The organism is Allocatenococcus thiocycli, from assembly GCF_921292965.1.
GTDB classification, from domain to species: Bacteria; Pseudomonadota; Gammaproteobacteria; order Enterobacterales; family Vibrionaceae; genus Vibrio; species Vibrio natriegens.
The window spans coordinates 152368-173198 of record NZ_CAKLCK010000051.1; the positions used below are offsets into that span (position 1 = coordinate 152368).

Here is a 20831-nt window from a genome sequence, read left to right on the forward strand (position 1 = left end):
CACGTTTTGTGAAATAAACGTGAAACATAACCGTAATCTATATGTGAAAGGAGAAGTATCTGAGTTTTTGTTAAGGAATGAGACGAACCTCACTGATAGTAGGGTCAATAACCGCGCAAGCTATGCGCAACTTGGCGCGGTTGGTTCGTTTGTTAGGTATTGGGGAATGCGATCACGAACGTATTCATCCCGTTTTCCCTAGGCGCAATCTCAATCGTGGCATTGTGCAGTAATGCAATGTCTTTGCAAATTGACATACCGAGACCAGCACCATCGCCGGTTTCTGAGTGACCACGATAAAATTGCTCAAAAATTCTCTCACGAGTTTCTTGTGGAATTTCTGGCCCTGTATCCGACACAGACACTTTGATGGCATTCTTATTCTGGGCCACTTGCACCTGAATTTCGCTATTCGCACCGGAATATCGAATGGCGTTATCTATCAGGTTGCGGAACAGGACACCGAGCAACATCGGATCTCCGGACACCTGAACATCCAGAGAGGAGAGGCTGATGTCTTGCTCTTGTCTCAATGCCAGCGGAGCCAAATCGGCGACCACCGTTTGTAGCAGAGGAGTAAGCTCAATAGTGTTAAATACACGTTCCGAGAGACTGTCTACTTTGGCTAAAGTGAGAAGCTGATGAATAAGCCGGTCGGTTCGTTCTATGCCTTTTAGGATGTTTTCCAGATCACCACGCAGCTGTTCCGGATCATTACTCTGAAGCGCATTTTCAGCGTTTAAGCGGAGTATAGTGAGCGGCGTTTTCAGCTCGTGAGCGGCGGCGCGAGTAAAGCGTTTTTCACGTTGCCATGCCTGTTCCAGCTCAGACAGCAGGGAGTTTAGCGCATTTACCAAAGGGTCTAGTTCTACCGTGTGGTCCGTTACGTGAATTCGATCTAATCGATGTACATTTCTTTGTGTGATGGCACTACGAAGCTCATTGATGGGGCGAAAGTAGCGTTGAATCAACCAAATCAACAAAAGCAATAATGTTGGGATCAGCAAGATCTGTTCAATCAATGTCGACAGAGCAATTTCACGAATGATCTCTTGTCTGATTTTTTGTTTCTCAGCTACCACGACATATTCATTGTTATGGGTGGTATGAGGGAAGGAGAGTTGGAAGGTTCTCCACGCTGTGCTGTTTACTTTAATGTCAAAGTAGCCGTTGTTATTTGATGAAGACGAAAGCGGAGGCAGGCTGGGGGACGAACTCCAAATGAGTTCATCGTTCCTGAAAAACTGAAACACGAGGTTTTGTTCGTAGGGGTGGCCGAACTTGGTTGCTTCATCACCATCGGCTTTTGCTAACTGCTTGATATTTTGCATCCATTGCTGGAACAACTCTTTATGATTGGCAAGTGTGCTCTCTTCTTTCGATACAGAAAGGGTGAGAAACATCAGTTTCGCGGATTGTCCAAGCCTTGCGTCATAAACCTCTTCCACTTCATGCTTGGCGGATTCAAAACTGAAATAAAGTGATATCAGGAGTAAGGTCGAGACCAGCAAGCCAACAGAGACGGTAAGCTTACGTTTTAAAGAGTAGGGCTTGTTATTTTTCAAGAATGTACCCCACACCACGAATGTTTTTAATCGCTACGTTTGGCGCTTTTTTACGTAAGTTGTGTATGTGTACTTCTATCGCGTTGTCACTTGCGCCTTCATCCCAGCCATGCAGAGATTGTTGCAGCTGCTCTTTACTTTGTACCCGACCAGCGTTGGTGATCAAACTCGTTAGAATTTTAAACTCATTGCGGGTCAGTTTGAGAGGCACGCCGTCATAACGAATGTTCTGTTCAGATAATGACAGGGATAACAATCCAACTTGAATAAGCTCATCGGCGCTGCCTGATTGACGTCGAATGACCACGCGCAACCGCGCAAGCAGTTCTTCCAGCGCAAATGGTTTGCCCAGGTAATCATCCGCGCCACTATCCAGGCCCTGAACACGATCGCGGATATCATCTCGTGCCGTGAGTATCATGACTGGTAGTTTAAATCCGCCTTTTCGAATGTTACGTAGCACCTCTAATCCATCAATATCAGGTAAAGTGAGGTCTAAAATCACGGCAGTAAACGCTTCAGTTTTAAGTGCGCTAGTCACACCCGCCCCTTTTTCTAACCAGTCGACGGTGTATCCATGGCGACTAAGTGAAGTCACCATGGATTGGCCGAGTAGTTTGTCATCTTCTACCAGCAATAAGCGCATAAATTATTTTAGTCTCCCTAGCGTTGCTTCGATTTCTTGTCTTCTGCCTTTATCAGCTAAAGGGCGGTCAGGGCGAGGAGAGGCTTGCATTGCGTGAGTCAGATATACTTTCGCTTCTTGATCTCTTCCTTCCTCAGCAAGGAAATCACCATAAAAATAGTTAGGATCGATGCCGTTTGGGTTGATCTCTAAAGCTTTTTTCAACATTTGTTCAGCTTTATCGTCATCACCAAACCCAATTGGCCACCCCGGAACTTTATAATACAGCGAACCCAGGCTGGTGTAAGCTGATCCATCAAGAGTTTGTGGTGAAGTTTTAATGACTTGTTCAAGCAGAGACTTCGCTTCTTTCGCTAGAGACAGTGCACCCAATCCACCTTTAGCTCCCGCAAGAGACGCTTTATTGATAGCCAGCCAAACCGTCAGCTCTGGGTTGCCCGGTTCTCTGTCTAAGTAAATGCTGGTTTTTGCAATTGCGCGATTAAAGCAATTTTCCTTTTCATCACCGCTAGGTGTACTGTACTGACATTCTGCCCATTTCTTTTGCACATCTTGGAGTGGGGTGTTTCCTGCCAACGCTACGGTTGAAGCTAACGCTGAACACGCAGTTAAAGTGCATAGTAGTTTTTTAGTATTCATCGTTTCTGTCCTTCTTAATGGCTGGCGCGGTTTACATATTGATGGATGGTGTCTTGCTGTTTTCTAATCGCGGATGACACGATGTTTGGCAACAGTTGATTAATGCGTGCAAAAAGCTTTTCAGGCCAGCCGATCCATTTGGCTGAAATCTCTTTTTCCAGCATGGTGACGACATGTTCGGCGACCACCTGTGGTGAATCGGTTTTGTTCCCTAGTTTCTGGTTCAGTTCATTAACGGTGTCGCTGTTTAATGATGTCTCGGTGGCTCTAGGCGCTAGGTACAAAGCCCGAATTCCAGTCGCAAACAATTCACGATCCAGCGCTTCAGTGAAACGGTGCAGGCCCGCTTTTGCCGCGCAATAGGAGGTATAACCTGGATAACCAATGGATCCGAATGTGGAACCAATGTTTAGGATAACGCCTGGTTGCTTCAGCCAGGATAGTGCAGACTGACAAAGCAGCATGGGTGCGACCAAGTTGAGTTGAATATCCGCTTCAATCTGTGTCGGACGTTTTTGACTTAATAAAGAGAAGTCGTTACATCCGGCGTTATTGATTAACGCATCCACCTTTTGTTTTTGTCGGGCTAGTTCACGTACGGCATTCAGTCCATCGGTAGTGGTAATGTCTGCGACTAACACGTCGTGGGATTCTGGATTGACTAGCGAAGCTTTAAGCGCGATCAGCTTTTCTTCATTTCTTCCAACTAAAATCAATGTCGCACCGCGATTGGCTAACTCGGTCGCAATAGACTGACCAATCCCGCCTGTTGCGCCAGTGAGTAGAATTTTACTGTCTTTGATGTTCATTATTTACCTCACGCGGCTTGCTGATTCGAGTAAGATGGCAATGCTCGAAGCATCTGGCCATAAAGAGAAAACACCATGTTTGCTGAGTCGATGATGACTTGCTGATCTTCCTCTTTGGTGATTTTGTTCATCAATGACTCGAAAAACTGCAGGTGGTCCTGATCCAACACGCTATGAGAAACGAGATAGGTCATTGCAGAAGGAGGAAGGCCCAGCACAGACTGGATTTTTTCTGCCATTTGCCCGCCGATGCCAACACTTGTACCCTCAAGAACCCAAACCATGCCAAAGAGGGCTAACGGGTTATTTCGATCGATATTGTGGTAGAGGTAAGACACCATCAATTCGATTGCTTGTCCGACTCGGCCTTCGTCCTGATTGTTACGCACAGCGTCAGCGTTACCGCCACAGGCTTGGATATCATTGAGAATCCATTCTTGGTGGCCTTTCTCTTCCTCAATATATTCAGCAATGGCTTCACGAACCCATTCATATTCAGAAGATAGTCTGCCTCCACAAGCCATCAGCAGTGGCACGGTGTGTTTAACGTGATGATAAGCCTGGGTAAGAAAGGCGATATACATCTGCTTAGAAATTTGACCTTGTTGCACGTCACCAATTACTGGTGCGCTAAGCATAACTTGTTGAGCTGCTGAAGTTTGTTGTTTTAGTTGTTCGAAAAAAAGGGTCATAACCTTCTCCTTAAGATGCGATGGGCTGCGGTAAAGGCAGGTCAAGTTTTTGAACCTTTTGACCTTGCAGCATGAATTCTGGATTCGTATTTGTGATTAGTTGATTAACACTGTGTTCGATTTCACTGCGTTTAAGTTTGCCGTTTTCGGTGTACCAACTTGCGATGGCTCGAGGATTTTTGATGACCAGCAAAGTTTGGATTCGCGCGTAATCAGGCAGTGTGCTATTTAATGCGGAAATTTTTTCTACCAGGTTATCGCTGGTGGCGACAATGGCGCACAAGTCAAGCCGTCCGTCACCTGTGACAATGAGCGGAACATTAGGCAGAAATGCCAATGCTTCAGATTCAATCCACTCAGGTGACACATTTCGTCCATAAGCGGTGACGATAAGGTTTTTCTTGCGACCCGATAAGGTGACAAACCCTTGTTCATCGAGCTGCGCTAAGTCGCCCGTTGCTAGCCATTCTTGACTAAAAGGCTCATTCAAATAGCCCAGTGCGATGTTGCCCTTTACATGCAGTTCACCATCTTCTGCGATACGAATTTGTGTATGCGGCAGTGGTTTTCCACACGTCCCAGCTTTGAAAGACAAAGGCGTGTTTAAACAAACGACCGAGCCACATTCCGATAAACCGTAGCCTTCAAATGCGGGAATGTTCAGCGCGTGAGCCGCGTTAATCAGAGATGACGACACTCTTGCGCCTCCAACGGCGACAAATTTCAGCGAAGCAGCAAGATCTGGCTGCTGTCTGACAATATGGATAAGTGCGAGCAACAGCGCAGGAGTGAGTACTAAGCTGTCTGGCTTAATCTTCGCTAACACTTTTGCAAATAACCCCGCGTCGAACTGACTGGAGCCCAACAACCCGGTTTTTTCGCCAGGCAGAATATAGGAAGTCGCGCCCAATAAAAGTGGTACATAAATCCCTGTGATGTTTTCCAGCAATGTCGATAGGGGAAGTAAAACCAAATGTGATTTGGCTAAACCGTCAACACTTTCTGCTAGCGATTGAGCCACTTCACAGAGATGTTCATTACTTAAACAGACACCTTTTGGCTGACCTGTTGAACCCGAGGTGAAGGTGATTTTCCCCGTGCCTGCCAGATAAGAAGTGGAGCCTTTAACGGCTATGCGTAAGACATTCAAGCCAGCGACTTTGGTGCTAGCATTCTGGTTCGCTTGAGGCTCGATAGATGCCGGAAGTAAAACTTCTTTCCAGTCGCCAATCAGCGCGTCTACTCGAGACTCTTTTAACGTGTGCGCCACTTGTGCGTTAGAAAAAAAAGTAGGAATAGGGACAACGACGATATTCGCTGCCATTGCCGCCAAATCGATAATTGCCCAGTTCACGCTGTTTTCAGCACGTAGCGCTAGTGCTTCTATATTCAGAGCCTTCAGCGCTTCAGCGGTCTGTTCTATTTCCTCCACCAGTTCAGCATACGTAAATTGAACGCTTTGTCCCTGTTCATCGGTACCAACAAGTGCAATTTGATTGGGTTTTGTATTAGCCCACTGGTTAAGAGTATCGAAAAGAATATTCATATTTTACCTACGCTTGTTTGCTTTTGCGTTCGTGAACTAAACGAAGACGCTCTAACCCTTTGACCAGGTTTCCAGCGAGCACACGCGGTTGATGATCGTAGTAAGACCCCCAAGTCGACAGTGAATCCGGAACCTTGTTTGGATCGGCTTGAGCAAGGGTTTGTGGTTCTAATCCAAGACGAGCCATCATGGCGTGAAGAGGATCCGTTGCGGTAAAAATGCACCACTCAAAGCCAAGATCGACCAGCATTTGAGCGATCAGGTAAAAGTGCAGGGCAGACATGCCTTTCGCAAATGAGGCAAGGTGTCCAAACTCAACCAGGTTGGATCGTTTTACGTCACACTGAAAAACGGTTGAGACAAGGTTTTGCGCTTCGTCTTCTAAATATTGTTCGAGAAACAGAGGCTCTTGCTCTGCAATACGAAACCCACAAACTGAAATAATATTGTCGTTATCGATGAGCGTTAAATACGCAGGCATGAAAACTTTAAGTTCGGCAAAAAATGCTTCTTGATAACGCAGAGAAACATGCTCGATCACATCATGCCAAAGAGGATGAGTAGGGCTTACGATGTCTAAAGTAAAACCCTGAATAGAAGTCTGTTCATGTTTTTTCATTAGCGCTTCCATTTGTTGTTTAGTCACCAACAAAATAAAACGCGAAACTTAAGAAACTCTTAAGGAATGAAATTTAACTGAATTTTATCTTACAAATGCAGTTTCAGTAGCTTAGAAGACGTAGGGAGTGGCATGTTTAGGCTGGAAAGGTCAAAAAATAAGAGCCAGTTGGATCAACCAATGGCTCTTATCATCGTGATTTGTGCTGTTACATAGCACTCTAAAAGTCGTTATCTAATGGTTTACATCGCCGCTTTCTTAGCTTCGGCTACCCAGCCATCGAACATTTTTTGGTGCGCTTTAATCCAGCCGTTAACATGAGACTCGATATCCGCAGTACTGTTTTTACCTTGGCTCATCATCATGTTTTGTGCACTTACGTCATTAATGTTGAGCTTCATGATTTCAAACAGCTTAGCCGCCGCTGGGTTTTTCTCAGTAAACTCTTTATTCGCAACGATGCGCATAGAGTTCATTTCGAAACCGTAGTTCTTACCGTTTGGCAGGGTAGTGTCGATATCGTTACGCTCACCAGGTAGTGAAGAGAATGGTACTTCTAACCAAACGACGTCTTTACCCGGAACCAAAACACCACTTACCCAGTATGGCGTCCACGTGTAGTAAAGGATTGGGTCGCCTTTCTTGTAGCGGGAAATGGTGTCTGCGATGATCGCGGCATAGTTACCTTGGTTATGCGTGACGGTGTCACGAAGTTTGAAAGCATCCATCTGGTGTTCAACCACCATTTCACAACCCCAACCTGGGTTACAGCCAGTTAAATCGGCTTTACCGTCACCGTTGGCATCAAACAGTTTCGCCAGTTTTGGATCTTTCAATTGGCCAATATTGGTAATGCCATATTTCTCTGCGGTTTTCTTGTCGATCAAGTAGCCTTGGGCCGCGCCGCTAACGTACTGGCCTTTGCGATAGAACTTGTCGTCACCACCAGACATGGTGTATTTGTCGGCGTGAAGAGGGAACCAGCCAACGGCTAGAAACGTCGCGTCGCCTTTAGCAATGGAAGTGTAGCCAACATTGTAGTCTACTTCTTTGGTTGGCTGAACGTCGTAGCCAAGTTCTTCCAACGCACGATTTACGATTAATGTTTGAAACGTCTCTTCTGCTACGGTTGACTGTACTGGTTGAACAGTCACACCTTCACCTGGTAGATCGGCTGCAATACCACTTGTCGAAAAAGCAATGGTACTTAGTGCCCCAATAGAAAGGGTTGTCTTCCATGAACTATTCATTCGTTTTTCTCCTAAGTTTTTCGTCGTCTTGGTTCGTTTTCAGTTTTAACAGGTATGAAACAGGACCCGTGTGATACCAGCGCAGTTTGGTATTACCTGCGTTTACGCCTAATACCTGAGTGATTCGGTCCAAAAGAATCGCAAGGATTACGATCCCGATACCACCAACGGCTGCGAGGCCCATATCAAGTCGCCCGATACCACGTAGTACCATTTGGCCCAAGCCTCCGACAGCGATCATGGAGGCGATAACCACCATAGAGAGCGAAAGCATCAGAGTTTGGTTTACACCCGCCATGATGGTTGGGAGTGCCAAAGGTAATTGGATGCGATAAAGCATTTGTTTTTTGCTTGCGCCGAACGAATGACCAGCTTCGATCAGTTCTTCTGGTACTTGTTGAATACCCAGAATGGTCAAACGAACAACGGGCGGAAGTGCGAAAATAATCGTAACCACAACACCAGGAACATTACCGATACCAAACAGCATAACGATAGGTACCAGATAAACGAACGCAGGTGTCGTTTGCATGGCATCTAAGATCGGCCTGACAAATTTTGCCGCGGTGTCACTTCTTGCAAGCCATATCCCTAAAGGTAGCCCGATCAACAGACAGAAAAACACGGCTGTTAAGACCAGTGACAGTGTGGTCATCGCTTGAGACCATGCGCCAATCAATCCAATGAAAATGAGGGATAGCGCGGTCGAGACGCCCAGTTTGAAGTTTGAGAATTGCCACGCGAGTAGAAACAGAACCAGTACCATAATTGGTGCTGGCGTTGACACAAGTGTGGTTTCAAATGAGGTCAGAATAAAGTCGATTGGAACTCGAATCGCCTGAAAAACCGGACGGCCGTGATCCACTAACCAGTTTAACCCTGTTTCTACCCAGTCATCGAGGGGAAGTACTGGTTCCTTAAATGGGTGCATGATATCAAAAGGTGCATGTTCAACTGTTTCTGAGCTGAGCCAGTCATTGCTGGTGGCTGCGTCCGAGGTTTGACCCCAGGGATCATCTTGCGCAGGAGCTGGCTGAGCCCACGGATCGTTATTTGTTTCTTCTGATGACATTGCCTTACTCCTTGTCTAGTGTTTGCAGAAGACGTGATTTCGTCACAACGCCAAAGTAAGTCCCTTGTTCATCGACAACGGGTACAGCATAAGGAACGTCAGCAACCACGCCTAAAATATCGTTAATCGACTGGTGTGGTTGGAGGGTGACATCGTTCTCTAACTGTGCGCTGGCTAAGGAGCGATTTTCTTTGTGCGCTGAGCGTAATGACTCGAGCGAAACAATGCCGGAGTAGCGGCTGGATTTGTCGATGACAATACCGTATTCACGATCATGGTCCATGAGTATCTGCATTGCAGATCCCGGACCGTCGTTATCCGATTTTTTAAACACGGCTGCTGGCTTTTTACGAGCGATATCTTTAACCGTCAAAACACTGGCTATGTTTACGCCGCGGAAGAAGGCTTCTACATAGTCGTTAGCGGGGTTGTGAAGGATTTCATCCGGTGTACCAACTTGAACAACCGCACCATTTTGCATGATCGCAATTCTGTCACCGATTCGCATCGCTTCGTCAAGATCGTGAGAAATGAACACGATTGTTCGCTTATCGTCATTCTGTAAACGGATAAGCTCGTCTTGCATTTCAGTTCGAATAAGCGGGTCGAGGGCAGAGAATGCTTCGTCCATCAGAAGAATGTCAGGGTCACAGGCAAGTGCTCTTGCTAAGCCTACACGTTGCTTCATACCGCCTGACAGTTCATCCGGAAATGACTCAGCGTAAGTATCTAACCCTACGCGCTCTAGCGCAGACAGAGCGCTGGCTCGTCTTTTCTCTACATTAACTCCGGACAGCTCAAGACCAAAGGCGGCGTTTTCAATCACCGTCATATGTGGCATCAGTGCGAAGCTTTGGAAAACCATTGAGATGTTATTACGACGGACTTCTCTTAGTTCGTCTTCAGAGATGTGGGCGATATCTTCACCTTTTAGGTAGACACTCCCTCTGGTTGGTTCAATCAATCTATTTAGAAGGCGGACAAGAGTGGATTTACCTGAGCCAGAAAGACCCATGATTACGAAAATCTCGCCTTCGTTGATGGAAAGAGAAACATCGTTTACACCGACAGTTAAACCAGTCTGCTCAAAGATATTGTCTTTATCGACACCTTTGTCGATGAGTGAGAAAGCACGCTCTGGGTTTTCACCAAACACTTTATAAAGTCCCTTAACTTCCAGTATGGGGTCCATGTAATCGTCCTTTTTTGCATCTAACGTTTTGTACTCTAATTAATTTTTGAAAAAATATCAACGAACTAGGTGAAAATGTGATTTTTGCTCCAACTGTATTGAGCTTATTGCTAGTAACGCGCTTTGGGTTATTATGTTCTTTAAAAACATAGTGTTAATGTGTTTATTTTGCCTTTTGTTTGGCCCTTAACCCAAGCGTAAATTAATTTTGAAGTTTATGAGACATTTTCATGTAGATATTGTGTCTACATCTCAACCAGTTTTTAAGATCTATCACCCTGACCTTAAATTTAGAGGTCAAATGTTTAGATGCCGAATGACTGGTGTGGAGGTCAGAGTTGAGATGCATTCGTTAGGGAAATTGTTTGAAATCTTGGATTAATTGCTCAGCAAGAAATGAGTTTGATTGCTTTTTTGCGTTGAAGGGGTCAAAAAGCACGCCTTAATTCATTGGCAGGCTTTATGTTCTCTCGAAAAGTAGGGCATGTGCAAAATTATATTTGCTAATTTATGCTTCTCCGCGCTATTAACAGCTTCCGGAGAAGATTAGAAATCAAATATTTTAATATATGGTTAATTAGCCATAAAGTGTGATTTAAGTCACATAAATGCGGTTATAATCCACGAATATTTGATTTTTGGTGGCGAGAGATGCCCATAATAATAGCGAAATTAATTAGACCTCAAAGGATATGAATTTTCACATGATCACATCAGCACCTTGGGTCCTCTATCCAGAAATTGAAGAGGAAACAAGAAACAAATGGATTTTTCGTGAACCTAAGATCTCTGATGGTGACGACATCTACAGCTTAATTGCAGACTGTCCACCGTTAGATATGAATTCTTCTTATTGCAATTTCCTTCAGTCAACACATTTTAGTAAAACCAGTATTCTGGTTGAAAGCAATAAAGATATCGCCGGTTTCATATCGGGCTATCAGAAACCAGATGAACCAGAAGTGTTATTTGTCTGGCAGGTTGCAGTTTCACCTCGTTACAGAGGTCACGGTTTAGCGTTTCGCATGTTAAAAGAACTTCTTACCAGAGAAGGTCTGAGTAGCGTGAAAATGGTAGAAACGACTATCACGGAAGACAACAAAGCCTCTTGGGCATTATTCAAAAAGTTAGATGCGATGAACGGCAATTCTGGCCAAGTAAGCACATTTTTGGATGAAGAAGCCCACTTTAAAGGCAAACACGATACAGAGTACTTGTATCGAATTCCCCTAAAATAATCCTCTAACTATAGGAATTAAAAAACGGTCTTATCATGGATATTTTCAAAAAGCAGGAATCCAACGTACGCTCATATTCAAACAACTTTCCAGTCGTATTTCGTAAAGCGAAAGGCTGCTGGCTGGAAACAGAACAGGGCGAACGCTATTTAGACTTCCTTGCTGGAGCGGGATCTCTAAATTACGGCCATAACAACCCTGTACTTAAGCAAGCATTACTTGAGTACATTGAAATGGACGGTATTACACATGGTCTAGACATGCACTCAGAAGCGAAAGCAACGTTTCTTGAAGCGCTGGACAACTACATTCTTAAGCCAAGAAAATTGGACTACAAAGTTCAGTTCACTGGGCCTACTGGTACTAACGCCGTTGAGGCAGCACTTAAGCTGGCTAAAAAAGTAACGGGCCGCAGCAGCATCGTCGCTTTCACCAATGGTTTCCACGGCTGTACAGCAGGCGCATTGGCGGCAACGGGTAACCAGCATCATAGACAAGGCAATGGTTCTAGCCTTCACAACGTGTCTCGTATTCCTTTCGAAGGTTACGCAGGCGTGGATGGTTTGGCTCTATTCGAAACCATGCTTAACGACAACTCAGCGGGCATGGACAAGCCTGCCGCTGTACTTCTTGAAACAGTACAGGGTGAGGGTGGCTTGAATGTCGCTTCAAACGAGTGGTTACAACGTCTAAGCAAAATTTGTAAAGCAAACGACATTCTTATGATTGTCGATGATATTCAGGCTGGTTGTGGACGTACGGGTACGTTCTTTAGTTTTGAGCCAGCAGGCATTCAGCCAGATATCGTAACCTTGTCGAAATCTATTGGTGGTTACGGTTTACCAATGGCGGTTGTGCTTCTGAAACCAGAGCTTGACCAATGGAAACCAGGTGAGCACAACGGTACATTCCGTGGCAACAACCACGCATTTATTACTGCCGCTAAAGCGCTGGAAATCTACTGGGCTAACGAAGACTTTGAAACGCACATCAAGCAGTGTTCAGAGCGTGTAAGCAGCGTTATTGAGCGTTGTGTACGTCGATTCCCACAAATGTTCGTGAAGCAGAAAGGTCGTGGCATGATGGTTGGTATCGAGTGTAACAGTGGTGACCTGGCATCAGAAATTGCTAAATCGTGTTTTGACAGCGGTATGGTCATCGAGACTGCTGGTCCAGACGACGAAGTGGTTAAATTCTTCTGTCCTTTAACTATCAGCGAATCAGAGCTCGATCAAGGACTAAGCATTTTTGAAAATGCCGTAGAAACTATCGCTGCAAAACACTTCAAACAAGCATCTTAATAAGGAAAATTAATAATGATCGTTAGAACACTCGAAGAGTGTCGCAACAGTGAGCGACGTGTAGTTTCAGATACTTGGGAAAGTGTCCGTATGTTGTTGAAAGACGACAAGATGGGCTTCTCTTTCCATATCACAACTATCTACGAAGGTACGGAAACGCACATCCACTACAAAAACCACTTAGAGTCAGTTTTCTGTATGAGTGGTGAAGGCGAGATTGAAGTGGTAGGTGGTGAAACCTATCCAATCAAACCAGGTACACTGTATATTCTGGACAAGAACGACGAGCACTACCTAAGAGCATATAAAAACAAAGAAATGGTAATGGCGTGCGTATTCAACCCACCTATCACAGGTGCGGAAGTACACGATGAGAACGGCGTGTACCCTCTTGTTGACTAAAACTAAATAGTCACTGTGAGGTGGGTTTCCACCTCACATTTCAATTCTCTCTTCTTTATTTTTTAAGTTACCAATCAAAAAAGGCTTAACATGACTTTTACCGTAGAAAAAATCGGCGGTACTTCAATGACAGCATTTGATGCTGTTCTAGACAATATTATTCTTCGTCCCAAGACACCATACAACCGAGTTTTTGTTGTATCGGCTTACGGTGGTATGACTGACGCGCTATTAGAATGTAAAAAAACCAGTAAAGCGGGCGTATACCAACTGGTTGCTAAGCGTGATGACTCGTGGGAAGAAGCGTTGGCATACGTAGAGAATCGTATGTTGCTGACAAACGAGAATATTTTCGCCGATCCAATGAATCGAATGCGAGCGGATAAGTTTATTCGTTCACGCATTTCAGAAGCGAAAAACTGTATCGCTAATATTTTAGAAACGTGCCAGTACGGCCAGTTTTCACTGCGTCACTACTTGCCTCAAATCCGTGAGTTTCTTTCTTCAATTGGTGAAGCGCACAGTGCTTATAACACCGCGTTGAAACTGAAAAACATGGGCATTAACGCTAAGTTTGTCGACTTGTCAGGTTGGGATACAACCGAGCCGAAGAGTCTTGATGAATCAATCAGTGAAGCTTTTGCTGATATCGATGTATCAAAAGAACTACCTATCGTGACGGGTTATGCATATTGTAAAGAAGGTCTTATGCATACGTATGACAGAGGCTACAGTGAGATGACTTTCAGCCGAGTTGCTTCGATCACGAAAGCGAATTTAGCGATAATCCACAAGGAGTATCACTTAAGTTCTGCTGACCCACGTGTTGTTGGTCCTGAGAAAGTATTGCCAATTGGCAGCACGAACTACGATGTGGCGGACCAGCTTGCGAACTTAGGGATGGAAGCTATCCACCCTAACGCAGCAGCGGGTTTGCGTGAAAGTGGTATCGAACTGCAAATTAAAAACACATTTGAACCTGAACATGAAGGTACTTTGATTTCTTCTGGTTACCGTCCAGAGGAAGACAAAGTGGAGATCATCGCGGGTAAGCAGAAAGTGTTTGCGTTGCATCTGTTTGACCAAGCGATGGTTGGTAAAGTAGATAACGTGAGTTACGAGCTGATGGAAATCATCTCAGATGCACACGTGACATTGGTTGGTAAAGAGATGAACGCCAACTCGATTACTTACTACCTGGGCGGTAATGCAGACAGCTTAAACAAAGTTCTGTATAAAGCGGAAAAATGTTACCCGAAAGCATCAATTAAAGGCCGTATGGTAGCGTTGATCTCAGCGATTGGTTCTCAGATTGAGACCAACAAAACCTTGGCGAAAGGTGTATTGGCACTGATGAATAGTGGTGTTACGCCAGTGGCTCTGCACTCATCATTACGAAATGTTAATGTACAATTCGTTGTGGGTGATAAAGAGTATCAGCGAGCGATTTGTGCACTACATGATGAGTTCTTCGAACCGGTTGAGAATGCTGAGTCGATAGAAGACGTTGCGTAAGTCAATTACACAACAAGACGTGATACAAAGGGAGCCTTTTTAGGCTCCTTTGTTGTTTGTGGCTTTACTGTGTTTATTTCGGCAATGAAAAGCGGCTTGTTTGGACGATAACACACGGGCTGTGTGCCTGTGTGCGTATGCATATCCCTTCTTTAGCTTACACTTTCTGTCACGACAGGATTTGAGTGGCGTCTGGCTATCCAATACGCGATACCGCCCCAGAACACAGTTAGCAGCCAAAGGGCAGTCCAGTGTTTAGCCACTTGTTGCCATGTTGCGCCCATTTGATTTAAGGCGAGAAAGCCCTTAATCGCCCAAGTACTCGGGCTTAAATCAGCAACCCAAAGCAGGGGAGCCGGAATGGATTCTACTGGCCAAATGAAACCGGCAAGGAAGATAAGTGGCATTGAGCTGACCAATACGACTAAGGTGACCAGTTCTCTGCGTGGTAAAAGGTAACCGAGCCAAAAACCCAAACCACAGCAGCTCAACAGAAACGGAACCAGCAAGGAAAGCAGTTCAGTTGCCTGAGCGATGTGATTAACGCTTAACCTTTCAAAGCTGGCACCAAAATAATACGTACTAAGCAGGAAATAAATCGCGACAAAGATAAGCGTTCGCACAAACAACAATGAGGTCGTTGTAACTTGTGACCAGTAACCTCGACCATGTCGCTGTGATCCCGTTTGTAATCCAACCGCCATGATCAACGTTTGTTGTAGAATCAGAACGAACACCGCAGGTACTACGTATTCGATATAACCCATGGTGGGGTTAAAGGTCGGTTTCATATTAAGCTTTATGGCCGAGTAGTTGTGGCTAGCCATACTCAAAGGCACACCTTCAATCACCAGCTTACTGACTTTTACCTGCGCACCTAGCGTCCCGCCAGCTTGTGCCAAACCTTCTACGACTGTGCCGTACACCAAAAAGTAAGAAGCGTCAGCGGCATAGACAAGAGTTGGGCTTTTACCTAACATCAAGTCTTTATAAAAGTGCTCAGGAATGACTAAAAAACCGGTGATATCGCGGTTCAAAAAGGCTTGTTTGGCGTCTTCGATGGTATGTAATCTGGATACAATTTTTACCTGAGGTGTCGCATCCACCATACGCTCCAATTTCAGACTGGTCTGGCTGCCATCTAAATTGACGACGGCTATCGGCTGCTCCCGTGGGGTTTGCTGGGTATAGGGCAGTGGGTATAGGAATGAATAAAATATCACACCACCGAAGACGGTTAGTGTGACGACCGGGTTGGTAAAAACTGAGCGAATTTCCGCTTTAATCAGTTGCCAGAGTGTCATGCGCTCTCCTGATTATGATTAAGGCTTGTGGCATTTCGGTGTTTGTGGATTAACGCAGCAGTGAGTAGCAACGGTACGGTGTAACCGATCATTGTCCAAAGTGAACTCAGTGATTGAGCCGCTGGCGCGCCGTAGCTTGCCTGACCTACTTGAACTTCAATGTAATGGCTGATTGGCAATAGCGAGCGCCAAGCCGTAGCAAGCGTGCTCATGTCTGTGACTGGAAAAGTAATGCCCATAAAGGCAAAACTTGGCGCAGTAAACGCACCAGCGAAACTCATCGCGCGAGCGGGATCCATAGACAGAAAGAAAAACAGAGCACCCATAATAATACAGGCGATAACCGTCACCAGCTGCGCCAGTAATATAACTACGACGCTGCCTTCCATTGGCCAGTTAAGCAGAGCATAAAACCAGTAGAGGTATAGAGCACCTTGTATCATAAATACTGGAATGTAATGGCTTAGAATCGACGCCAGTCGTAAGCAAGGTTTTTCGCCGAGAAACTCGAACCTATTTTTACCGCCATAAATACGAAAATGAGCAGCAAAAATTAAAATCGTACTTACTACGATACAAATCTGCCAGATAGCGGGCACGATAGCCGTAACCAGAAACTGTGCATAGTTGGTATTGCGATTAAAAAGCGCAGTAATTTGTGTCGAAACAGGCACGGCCTGCCCGATAGCGGCAAGCGAAGTGGTATTGCCTTTGGCGAGATTACCCATGGATTGCACCTGAGCATCAAAATAGCCTTGCGCTTGTGCAACGGCCGAGTTTATTAACTTCGCTACCAGAATATATTGGCTGTTGAAGAAAACAGACAGCTGAGGCTGACGGTGCTGAAGTATGTCCTGATCAAACTTTGGCGGGATCACGGCATAAGCGTAAATGTCACCTTCGATCATGGCATTTTTCGCATCGGTGGTACTGGCGTAATGGTAATCCACGGACAAAGTCGAAGACGCATCTAAGGACTGGATCAGCTTACGCGAAAGCTGCGAGTGCTGCATGTCCACAATACCGATGGGTAAATCGCGCGCGATACCAGCAGAGAAGACTCCCCAAATCGTCAGAGCAAGTAGAATGGGCACCCAAGTAAGGCAGGATGCCAACCATTTATCGCGTCGTACTATATGGCGCTGTGAAATCTGAATCGTCATAACGTTAACCTAAGGCCGTGTTCAGAGTTCAACCACAACACTCATGCCCATACGCAAGTCAGACTCTTGCTGGACTGGCCTCGCCTCGACTTCAAAAGTACGTAAATCAAACCCTTGAGCCGCATCCGTTGCACGCCAAGTCGCGAAGTCGCCCATTACCGCAACATGTGTGACTTTAAATTCTACTTTCTTATCCAAAGCGGGTAAGTAAGCCTGAAAGGTTGCCCCTTCATTGAAATACTTCAGAAGATCTTCACGCACATTCAGCGTTGCCCACGCGTCTTGTGTATCAATAACCGTAACCACAGGGAATCCTTGTGGTGCAAGTTCTCCACTTTGCAGTAGAACCTGAGACACTTCGCCATTAAACCAGCTGTGTATTTGGGTGTCTTTCGCGTAAGCTTCTACTTCAGCAACAGCGCCAGACGCCATGCGCGCTTTTTCTGCCGCTGCGACTTTGGTTTCACTGCGAGCGCCTTCTTTCGCCATCTCATACATTTGGAAAGCCGCGCTTTCTGTGTATTTAGCTGCCTGCCATTGAGTTAATGCCTCGTCGCGTTTCTGTTCAGCAACGACACCATCTCGGTACAGGTTATTAACTCGGTTATAGGTTTTTTCCATGAGATTCGCGGCGGCTTGCGCTTTTAACCATTGATCTTTAGCGGCTTGGATCTGCTGCTCACGAGCCCCTTTTTCCGCCTCTTGGGCCAAGGCATCTGCCGCTTTCTCACCCGCTTTGGCTTGTTCTAATTTTGCCGCTATTTCTGGACTGTGAAGCGTGAAAATTAGCTGGCCTTTCTCAACATCATCCCCTTTACGGACCATGACTTGATCAATACGACCCGGCACCTTTGAGGAAATGCTGTATTGCTGTGCCTCAATCATGCCTTGTAGACGAACCGGCTCTGGCCTATAAGCCTTATAAAACTGAAAGCCAACCCAAGCGGTAACACCTACAGCGCAAAGTGATAATAAAATGGGTTTTAATGATTTTGCTGCCATGGTTTATCGCACCTCTTTAGACGGTAAAGCTGGGGTATAGGCGGTGTTTTTATATTGTTGGAAACTATCGATTTCGCTACTTAATGCCAATAACTTGGTCAAAGAGATCAGATAGCGGAATCTCGCTGCCGAACGTTGCGTTTCTATATTGGCGACATAGAGCTGCGCATCAACAACATCGAGCGAAGAAGATAGGCCTTGGGTAAACGCTTTTTCACGCAGAAGCAGATTTTCGTTTGCAAGCGCGATACTGGATCCTAACCCTTGCACTTCATCAATCGCTTGTTGAGCTTCCAGATAGGTTTTCTGAACCAATAGTGATAAGTCTTGTTTCGCCTGAGATTTCAAAGCGTCGACTTGCGAAACCATACTTTGCGCCGCTTTGGTCTTTTCACTTCGGCCAGTTGATTCTATCAATGGGACACTCACGCCAACGCCGACCAACCAATCGGGTTTCATTTGGCTTGCGAGAGAGTCGTCTTCATATAAGGTGTAGTCACCGTATAAAAAGACTTCGGGATAGTACTTGCCTTTTTCCGCTTTGATTAAACTTCGAGCTTGTTTGTCTTTAGCATCAAGAAGAGCTAAACCAGGGTAGGTGTGTAATGTTTGCTCAATAAAGGCATTGAGTGGCGGAAGGCTCGTGTTGATAAATAACGTTTCTGCTGGCTCAACAGATTGCTCTTGGGCGAGAATTTTTCCCAACGCGGCTTCAGCAATGGTGAGATCACTCAAGGCTTTGCGAGTTTCAACCGAGGCTTTATCTAATGACGCTTCAGCTTGCAAGCGTTCCACTCGGGCAATTTGTCCTTGCTCTTCCAGCTTAATCGCGAAGTCGCGGTGTTTTCTCAGCCCTTTTTCTACTGCTTGGCGAGTCGCCAGCACTTCTTTTGCCAGCACAACTGAAAAATAGTACTTCGACAGATCTTCAAAACGCGCTTGTTGTTCCATCGCGAGTTGGCTTTTTGCTTCGTCAGTTTTCCCTTCGGCGGCAGTCTGCGCGGCAGAAATACGACCGCCAGTAAAAATAGGCCAGATCGCGCGAATAGAAGAAGAGAAAATATCACGCTCAGTAATGGTCGACGTGGTGTTCGCTAGCGTACCCAAAATGTTTTGAAAGGCAGGCGGAACCGATATCTCAGCACCTGTGCTGTCGAAAATCTGTTTGCCAGAAAGGGTGATGTCGGTATCTAAGCGAGTGTAGTTTGCGCCAAGAGAAACTTGCGGCAAATTAAGGTTGCCTGTTGCTTTCTCCTGATATTGATAACTTTCAACATTCGAGCGTTGTGCTTTCAGAGAATAGTTGTTTTCTAATAGCAATTGCCATGCACTATCTAGGGTAATAGGAGTGGAATGACAAGCGAAAGAAATCGAGCTACTGATGAGAGTAAGTACCCAAAACTTTCCAGTTTGTTTCATAGTGGCTGCTTTGTTATAGAGTATTAGCTCTAATATAGAGGAATAATCGTGCGATGTTAAGTGGTTAAAGCGAGAAAAGCGGGCTACAACGGCGTCCGGTTAATGCTTACCAGACGCCAACTTAGCATAACTTTATTTTTGGTACGGGCAGTGGAACTCAGCTCTCCACTCTAACTGGCGAGAGCCACACATTGTATTCAATAGATCCTTTCCACTCATCTGAGGGAATGACAGCAGCACTTTAAGTTCTGACGCGCTACCTCCATTTTTCTCATAAGCACGGACATGCGTGAAAGTTGAATACATATTTTCTGACAACATGGCCTTATTAAGACAAATTCCAAAATTATCACGTTCCATTTTTAAGTGTTCCTTCTAACTATAAATACACCTCTGTTTATGGTTTTTTAGTACTCAGATGGTGTCTAACTATTTGTCATATCGCAGTATTTCTTTTTATGAATTTATTATTCGAATTTACTGACAATTATGTTGAGCTCTTTATAGACTTCCGGTTTCACTGCTTTATAAGTGAGAGGCTCTGTTCGGCCTCCCTGACTAAAAATTATACGCTTGAAAACCTAAGGACGCTTCAAAAATCGCCTAAATTGGCGTGATCGAATTCATGTTTTCGAGTAAGTGTTATGTATGCTGTTGAATATAAGGTAATTCCCCATTTTTTGGTGAATGATTGTCTCTAACGCTTTCATGCCGTCTATTATTTGAGCACAAAATTTGCTGTTTGTTTGTGTTGTTCACAGATTTGCTATCTGATAACAGCCTGACTGTTAACTCAATGTTAACTTATGTGGCTTGGAAGGTGTTGATGAGGAGTAAATAATGAGTTGGAGCACCATTAGCTTTCGTAAGCGAATGCTCATTATTATGACACTTTCTGGTCTCATTGAGTTGCTGCTCCTTGTCGCTGCTGGGGTTACGTACCTGAAAGTCAATCAAGAGCAAGAAATGGGTGAGAAAGCGCTCGGTGTCGCTCAGTTTTTAGCAAACTCCGAGATCGTGCGTGAAATCATTGAGAGTGATGATCCACAACGTTATCAAGAACGTTTTCGCGAGCTGACTCAAGCTATCGGTGCGGCATTTATTGTCATTGGCGATCGTAATGGGGTACGTGTGATTCACCCTATCGATGAGCGGATAGGAAAGCCAATGAAAGGCGGTGATAACCAACGAGCGCTCGATGAAGGCAAGTCATATATATCGACAGCGAAGGGCTCATTGGGTTACTCCATTCGAGGCAAAGCCGCGATATTTGACGATAAAGGCCAAGTCATTGGGGTCGTGTCGGTAGGTTATTTGCTCGAGCGGTTACAAGATCGCATCGAGCCTTTCTTAACTTTCTTAATTCTGATGGTAATTATCGTGGTTATCGCAAATGCGGTGGTTTCTAACTATGCCTCAAGAAAGTTTCAACGTGCAATTCTGGGCTTTGAACCTGA

19 protein-coding genes and 1 pseudogene are annotated in these 20831 nt (G+C 45.2%); 5 read left to right on the forward strand and 15 right to left on the reverse strand.

Annotated elements, in window-relative coordinates; all coding sequences use genetic code 11:
• Positions 1–152: 152 nt before the first annotated feature.
• From L9Q40_RS21470 to proV, 10 genes are all read right to left on the reverse strand, one after another.
• The gene (locus L9Q40_RS21470; protein ID WP_498794578.1) at positions 153–1565 is read right to left on the reverse strand and encodes a sensor histidine kinase; all 1413 of its coding nucleotides are present in this window, start codon (positions 1563–1565) and stop codon (positions 153–155) included.
• The gene (locus L9Q40_RS21475; RefSeq protein ID WP_014231973.1) at positions 1555–2211 is read right to left on the reverse strand and encodes a response regulator; all 657 of its coding nucleotides are present in this window, start codon (positions 2209–2211) and stop codon (positions 1555–1557) included. The genes L9Q40_RS21470 and L9Q40_RS21475 overlap by 11 nt, the downstream gene beginning before the upstream one ends.
• Positions 2212–2214: 3 nt before the next feature.
• Positions 2215–2850 (reverse strand): tetratricopeptide repeat protein, encoded by a 636-nt coding sequence (locus tag L9Q40_RS21480; RefSeq protein ID WP_498794580.1) that lies wholly within the window; start codon positions 2848–2850, stop codon positions 2215–2217.
• Positions 2851–2864: 14 nt separating this feature from the next.
• Entirely contained in the window at positions 2865–3659 is a 795-nt protein-coding gene (locus L9Q40_RS21485) for an SDR family oxidoreductase (protein ID WP_118118652.1), read from the reverse strand.
• Between the two features lie 8 nt (positions 3660–3667).
• Positions 3668–4351, reverse strand: coding sequence for an iron-containing redox enzyme family protein (locus L9Q40_RS21490; protein ID WP_065299724.1), 684 nt, complete (start codon positions 4349–4351; stop codon positions 3668–3670).
• 10 nt (positions 4352–4361) lie between these two features.
• Positions 4362–5897 carry an AMP-binding protein gene (locus L9Q40_RS21495; RefSeq protein WP_498794581.1) on the reverse strand — a complete coding sequence of 512 codons (1536 nt, stop codon included), beginning with the start codon at positions 5895–5897 and terminating at the stop codon, positions 4362–4364.
• Positions 5898–5904: 7 nt separating this feature from the next.
• Positions 5905–6516, reverse strand: a complete 612-nt coding sequence (locus L9Q40_RS21500; RefSeq protein WP_065299722.1) for a thermostable hemolysin — start codon at positions 6514–6516, stop codon at positions 5905–5907.
• A 242-nt stretch (positions 6517–6758) separates the two neighbouring features.
• Positions 6759–7766 (reverse strand): glycine betaine/L-proline ABC transporter substrate-binding protein ProX, encoded by a 1008-nt coding sequence (gene proX, locus L9Q40_RS21505; protein ID WP_014231967.1) that lies wholly within the window; start codon positions 7764–7766, stop codon positions 6759–6761.
• A complete protein-coding gene (gene proW / locus L9Q40_RS21510; RefSeq protein ID WP_498794582.1) occupies positions 7759–8838 on the reverse strand; it encodes a glycine betaine/L-proline ABC transporter permease ProW in 1080 nt (359 codons plus the stop codon). The genes proX and proW overlap by 8 nt, the downstream gene beginning before the upstream one ends.
• 4 nt (positions 8839–8842) lie before the next feature.
• Positions 8843–10030: a glycine betaine/L-proline ABC transporter ATP-binding protein ProV gene (proV, locus tag L9Q40_RS21515; RefSeq protein ID WP_498794583.1), complete on the reverse strand. Its 1188-nt coding sequence runs from the start codon at positions 10028–10030 to the stop codon at positions 8843–8845.
• A gap of 704 nt (positions 10031–10734) precedes the next feature.
• On the opposite strand from proV, the gene ectA reads away from it, so the two are divergent.
• The 4 genes from ectA (at position 10735) to L9Q40_RS21535 (ending at position 14486) form a co-directional block, all read left to right on the forward strand.
• Positions 10735–11268, forward strand: a complete 534-nt coding sequence (gene ectA, locus L9Q40_RS21520) for a diaminobutyrate acetyltransferase (RefSeq protein ID WP_264901678.1) — start codon at positions 10735–10737, stop codon at positions 11266–11268.
• 35 nt (positions 11269–11303) lie between these two features.
• Positions 11304–12569: a diaminobutyrate--2-oxoglutarate transaminase gene (gene ectB / locus L9Q40_RS21525; RefSeq protein WP_329351609.1), complete on the forward strand. Its 1266-nt coding sequence runs from the start codon at positions 11304–11306 to the stop codon at positions 12567–12569.
• Positions 12570–12584: 15 nt separating this feature from the next.
• Entirely contained in the window at positions 12585–12971 is a 387-nt protein-coding gene (locus L9Q40_RS21530) for an ectoine synthase (RefSeq protein WP_020336355.1), read from the forward strand.
• 90 nt (positions 12972–13061) lie between these two features.
• Entirely contained in the window at positions 13062–14486 is a 1425-nt protein-coding gene (locus tag L9Q40_RS21535; protein WP_498794585.1) for an aspartate kinase, read from the forward strand.
• 152 nt (positions 14487–14638) lie between these two features.
• Here the strand turns inward: L9Q40_RS21535 and L9Q40_RS21540 are convergent, their stop codons facing one another.
• The 5 genes from L9Q40_RS21540 to L9Q40_RS21560 form a co-directional block, all read right to left on the reverse strand.
• A complete protein-coding gene (locus tag L9Q40_RS21540; RefSeq protein ID WP_498794586.1) occupies positions 14639–15790 on the reverse strand; it encodes an ABC transporter permease in 1152 nt (383 codons plus the stop codon).
• A complete protein-coding gene (locus L9Q40_RS21545; protein WP_498794587.1) occupies positions 15787–16953 on the reverse strand; it encodes an ABC transporter permease in 1167 nt (388 codons plus the stop codon). Before L9Q40_RS21545 ends, L9Q40_RS21540 begins: the two co-directional genes overlap by 4 nt.
• Before the next feature lie 21 nt (positions 16954–16974).
• Positions 16975–17955 (reverse strand): HlyD family secretion protein, encoded by a 981-nt coding sequence (locus tag L9Q40_RS21550; RefSeq protein WP_498794588.1) that lies wholly within the window; start codon positions 17953–17955, stop codon positions 16975–16977.
• A gap of 3 nt (positions 17956–17958) precedes the next feature.
• Complete coding sequence (locus tag L9Q40_RS21555) at positions 17959–19374, reverse strand: TolC family protein (RefSeq protein WP_498794589.1); 1416 nt, start codon at positions 19372–19374, stop codon at positions 17959–17961.
• Positions 19375–19506: 132 nt separating this feature from the next.
• Positions 19507–19734 carry a hypothetical protein gene (locus L9Q40_RS21560; protein WP_014231956.1) on the reverse strand — a complete coding sequence of 76 codons (228 nt, stop codon included), beginning with the start codon at positions 19732–19734 and terminating at the stop codon, positions 19507–19509.
• 480 nt (positions 19735–20214) lie between these two features.
• Between L9Q40_RS21560 and L9Q40_RS21565 the strand changes: the two are divergent.
• Positions 20215–20831 (forward strand): annotated as a pseudogene (locus tag L9Q40_RS21565) (histidine kinase); the annotation flags it as partial.

Excerpts from the sequence above, each read along its gene's own strand:
- ectA (WP_264901678.1), top strand. The coding sequence starts at position 10,735 with ATGATCACATCAGCACCTTGGGTCCTCTATCCAGAAATTGAAGAGGAA.
- L9Q40_RS21555 (WP_498794589.1), bottom strand. The coding sequence starts at position 19,374 with ATGAAACAAACTGGAAAGTTTTGGGTACTTACTCTCATCAGTAGCTCG.
- proV (WP_498794583.1), bottom strand. The coding sequence starts at position 10,030 with ATGGACCCCATACTGGAAGTTAAGGGACTTTATAAAGTGTTTGGTGAA.
- ectB (WP_329351609.1), top strand. The coding sequence starts at position 11,304 with ATGGATATTTTCAAAAAGCAGGAATCCAACGTACGCTCATATTCAAAC.
- L9Q40_RS21530 (WP_020336355.1), top strand. The coding sequence starts at position 12,585 with ATGATCGTTAGAACACTCGAAGAGTGTCGCAACAGTGAGCGACGTGTA.
- proW (WP_498794582.1), bottom strand. The coding sequence starts at position 8,838 with ATGTCATCAGAAGAAACAAATAACGATCCGTGGGCTCAGCCAGCTCCT.
- L9Q40_RS21500 (WP_065299722.1), bottom strand. The coding sequence starts at position 6,516 with ATGAAAAAACATGAACAGACTTCTATTCAGGGTTTTACTTTAGACATC.
- L9Q40_RS21535 (WP_498794585.1), top strand. The coding sequence starts at position 13,062 with ATGACTTTTACCGTAGAAAAAATCGGCGGTACTTCAATGACAGCATTT.
- L9Q40_RS21495 (WP_498794581.1), bottom strand. The coding sequence starts at position 5,897 with ATGAATATTCTTTTCGATACTCTTAACCAGTGGGCTAATACAAAACCC.
- L9Q40_RS21540 (WP_498794586.1), bottom strand. The coding sequence starts at position 15,790 with ATGACACTCTGGCAACTGATTAAAGCGGAAATTCGCTCAGTTTTTACC.
- L9Q40_RS21560 (WP_014231956.1), bottom strand. The coding sequence starts at position 19,734 with ATGGAACGTGATAATTTTGGAATTTGTCTTAATAAGGCCATGTTGTCA.
- L9Q40_RS21485 (WP_118118652.1), bottom strand. The coding sequence starts at position 3,659 with ATGAACATCAAAGACAGTAAAATTCTACTCACTGGCGCAACAGGCGGG.
- L9Q40_RS21480 (WP_498794580.1), bottom strand. The coding sequence starts at position 2,850 with ATGAATACTAAAAAACTACTATGCACTTTAACTGCGTGTTCAGCGTTA.
- L9Q40_RS21550 (WP_498794588.1), bottom strand. The coding sequence starts at position 17,955 with ATGGCAGCAAAATCATTAAAACCCATTTTATTATCACTTTGCGCTGTA.
- L9Q40_RS21475 (WP_014231973.1), bottom strand. The coding sequence starts at position 2,211 with ATGCGCTTATTGCTGGTAGAAGATGACAAACTACTCGGCCAATCCATG.
- L9Q40_RS21490 (WP_065299724.1), bottom strand. The coding sequence starts at position 4,351 with ATGACCCTTTTTTTCGAACAACTAAAACAACAAACTTCAGCAGCTCAA.
- L9Q40_RS21545 (WP_498794587.1), bottom strand. The coding sequence starts at position 16,953 with ATGACGATTCAGATTTCACAGCGCCATATAGTACGACGCGATAAATGG.
- proX (WP_014231967.1), bottom strand. The coding sequence starts at position 7,766 with ATGAATAGTTCATGGAAGACAACCCTTTCTATTGGGGCACTAAGTACC.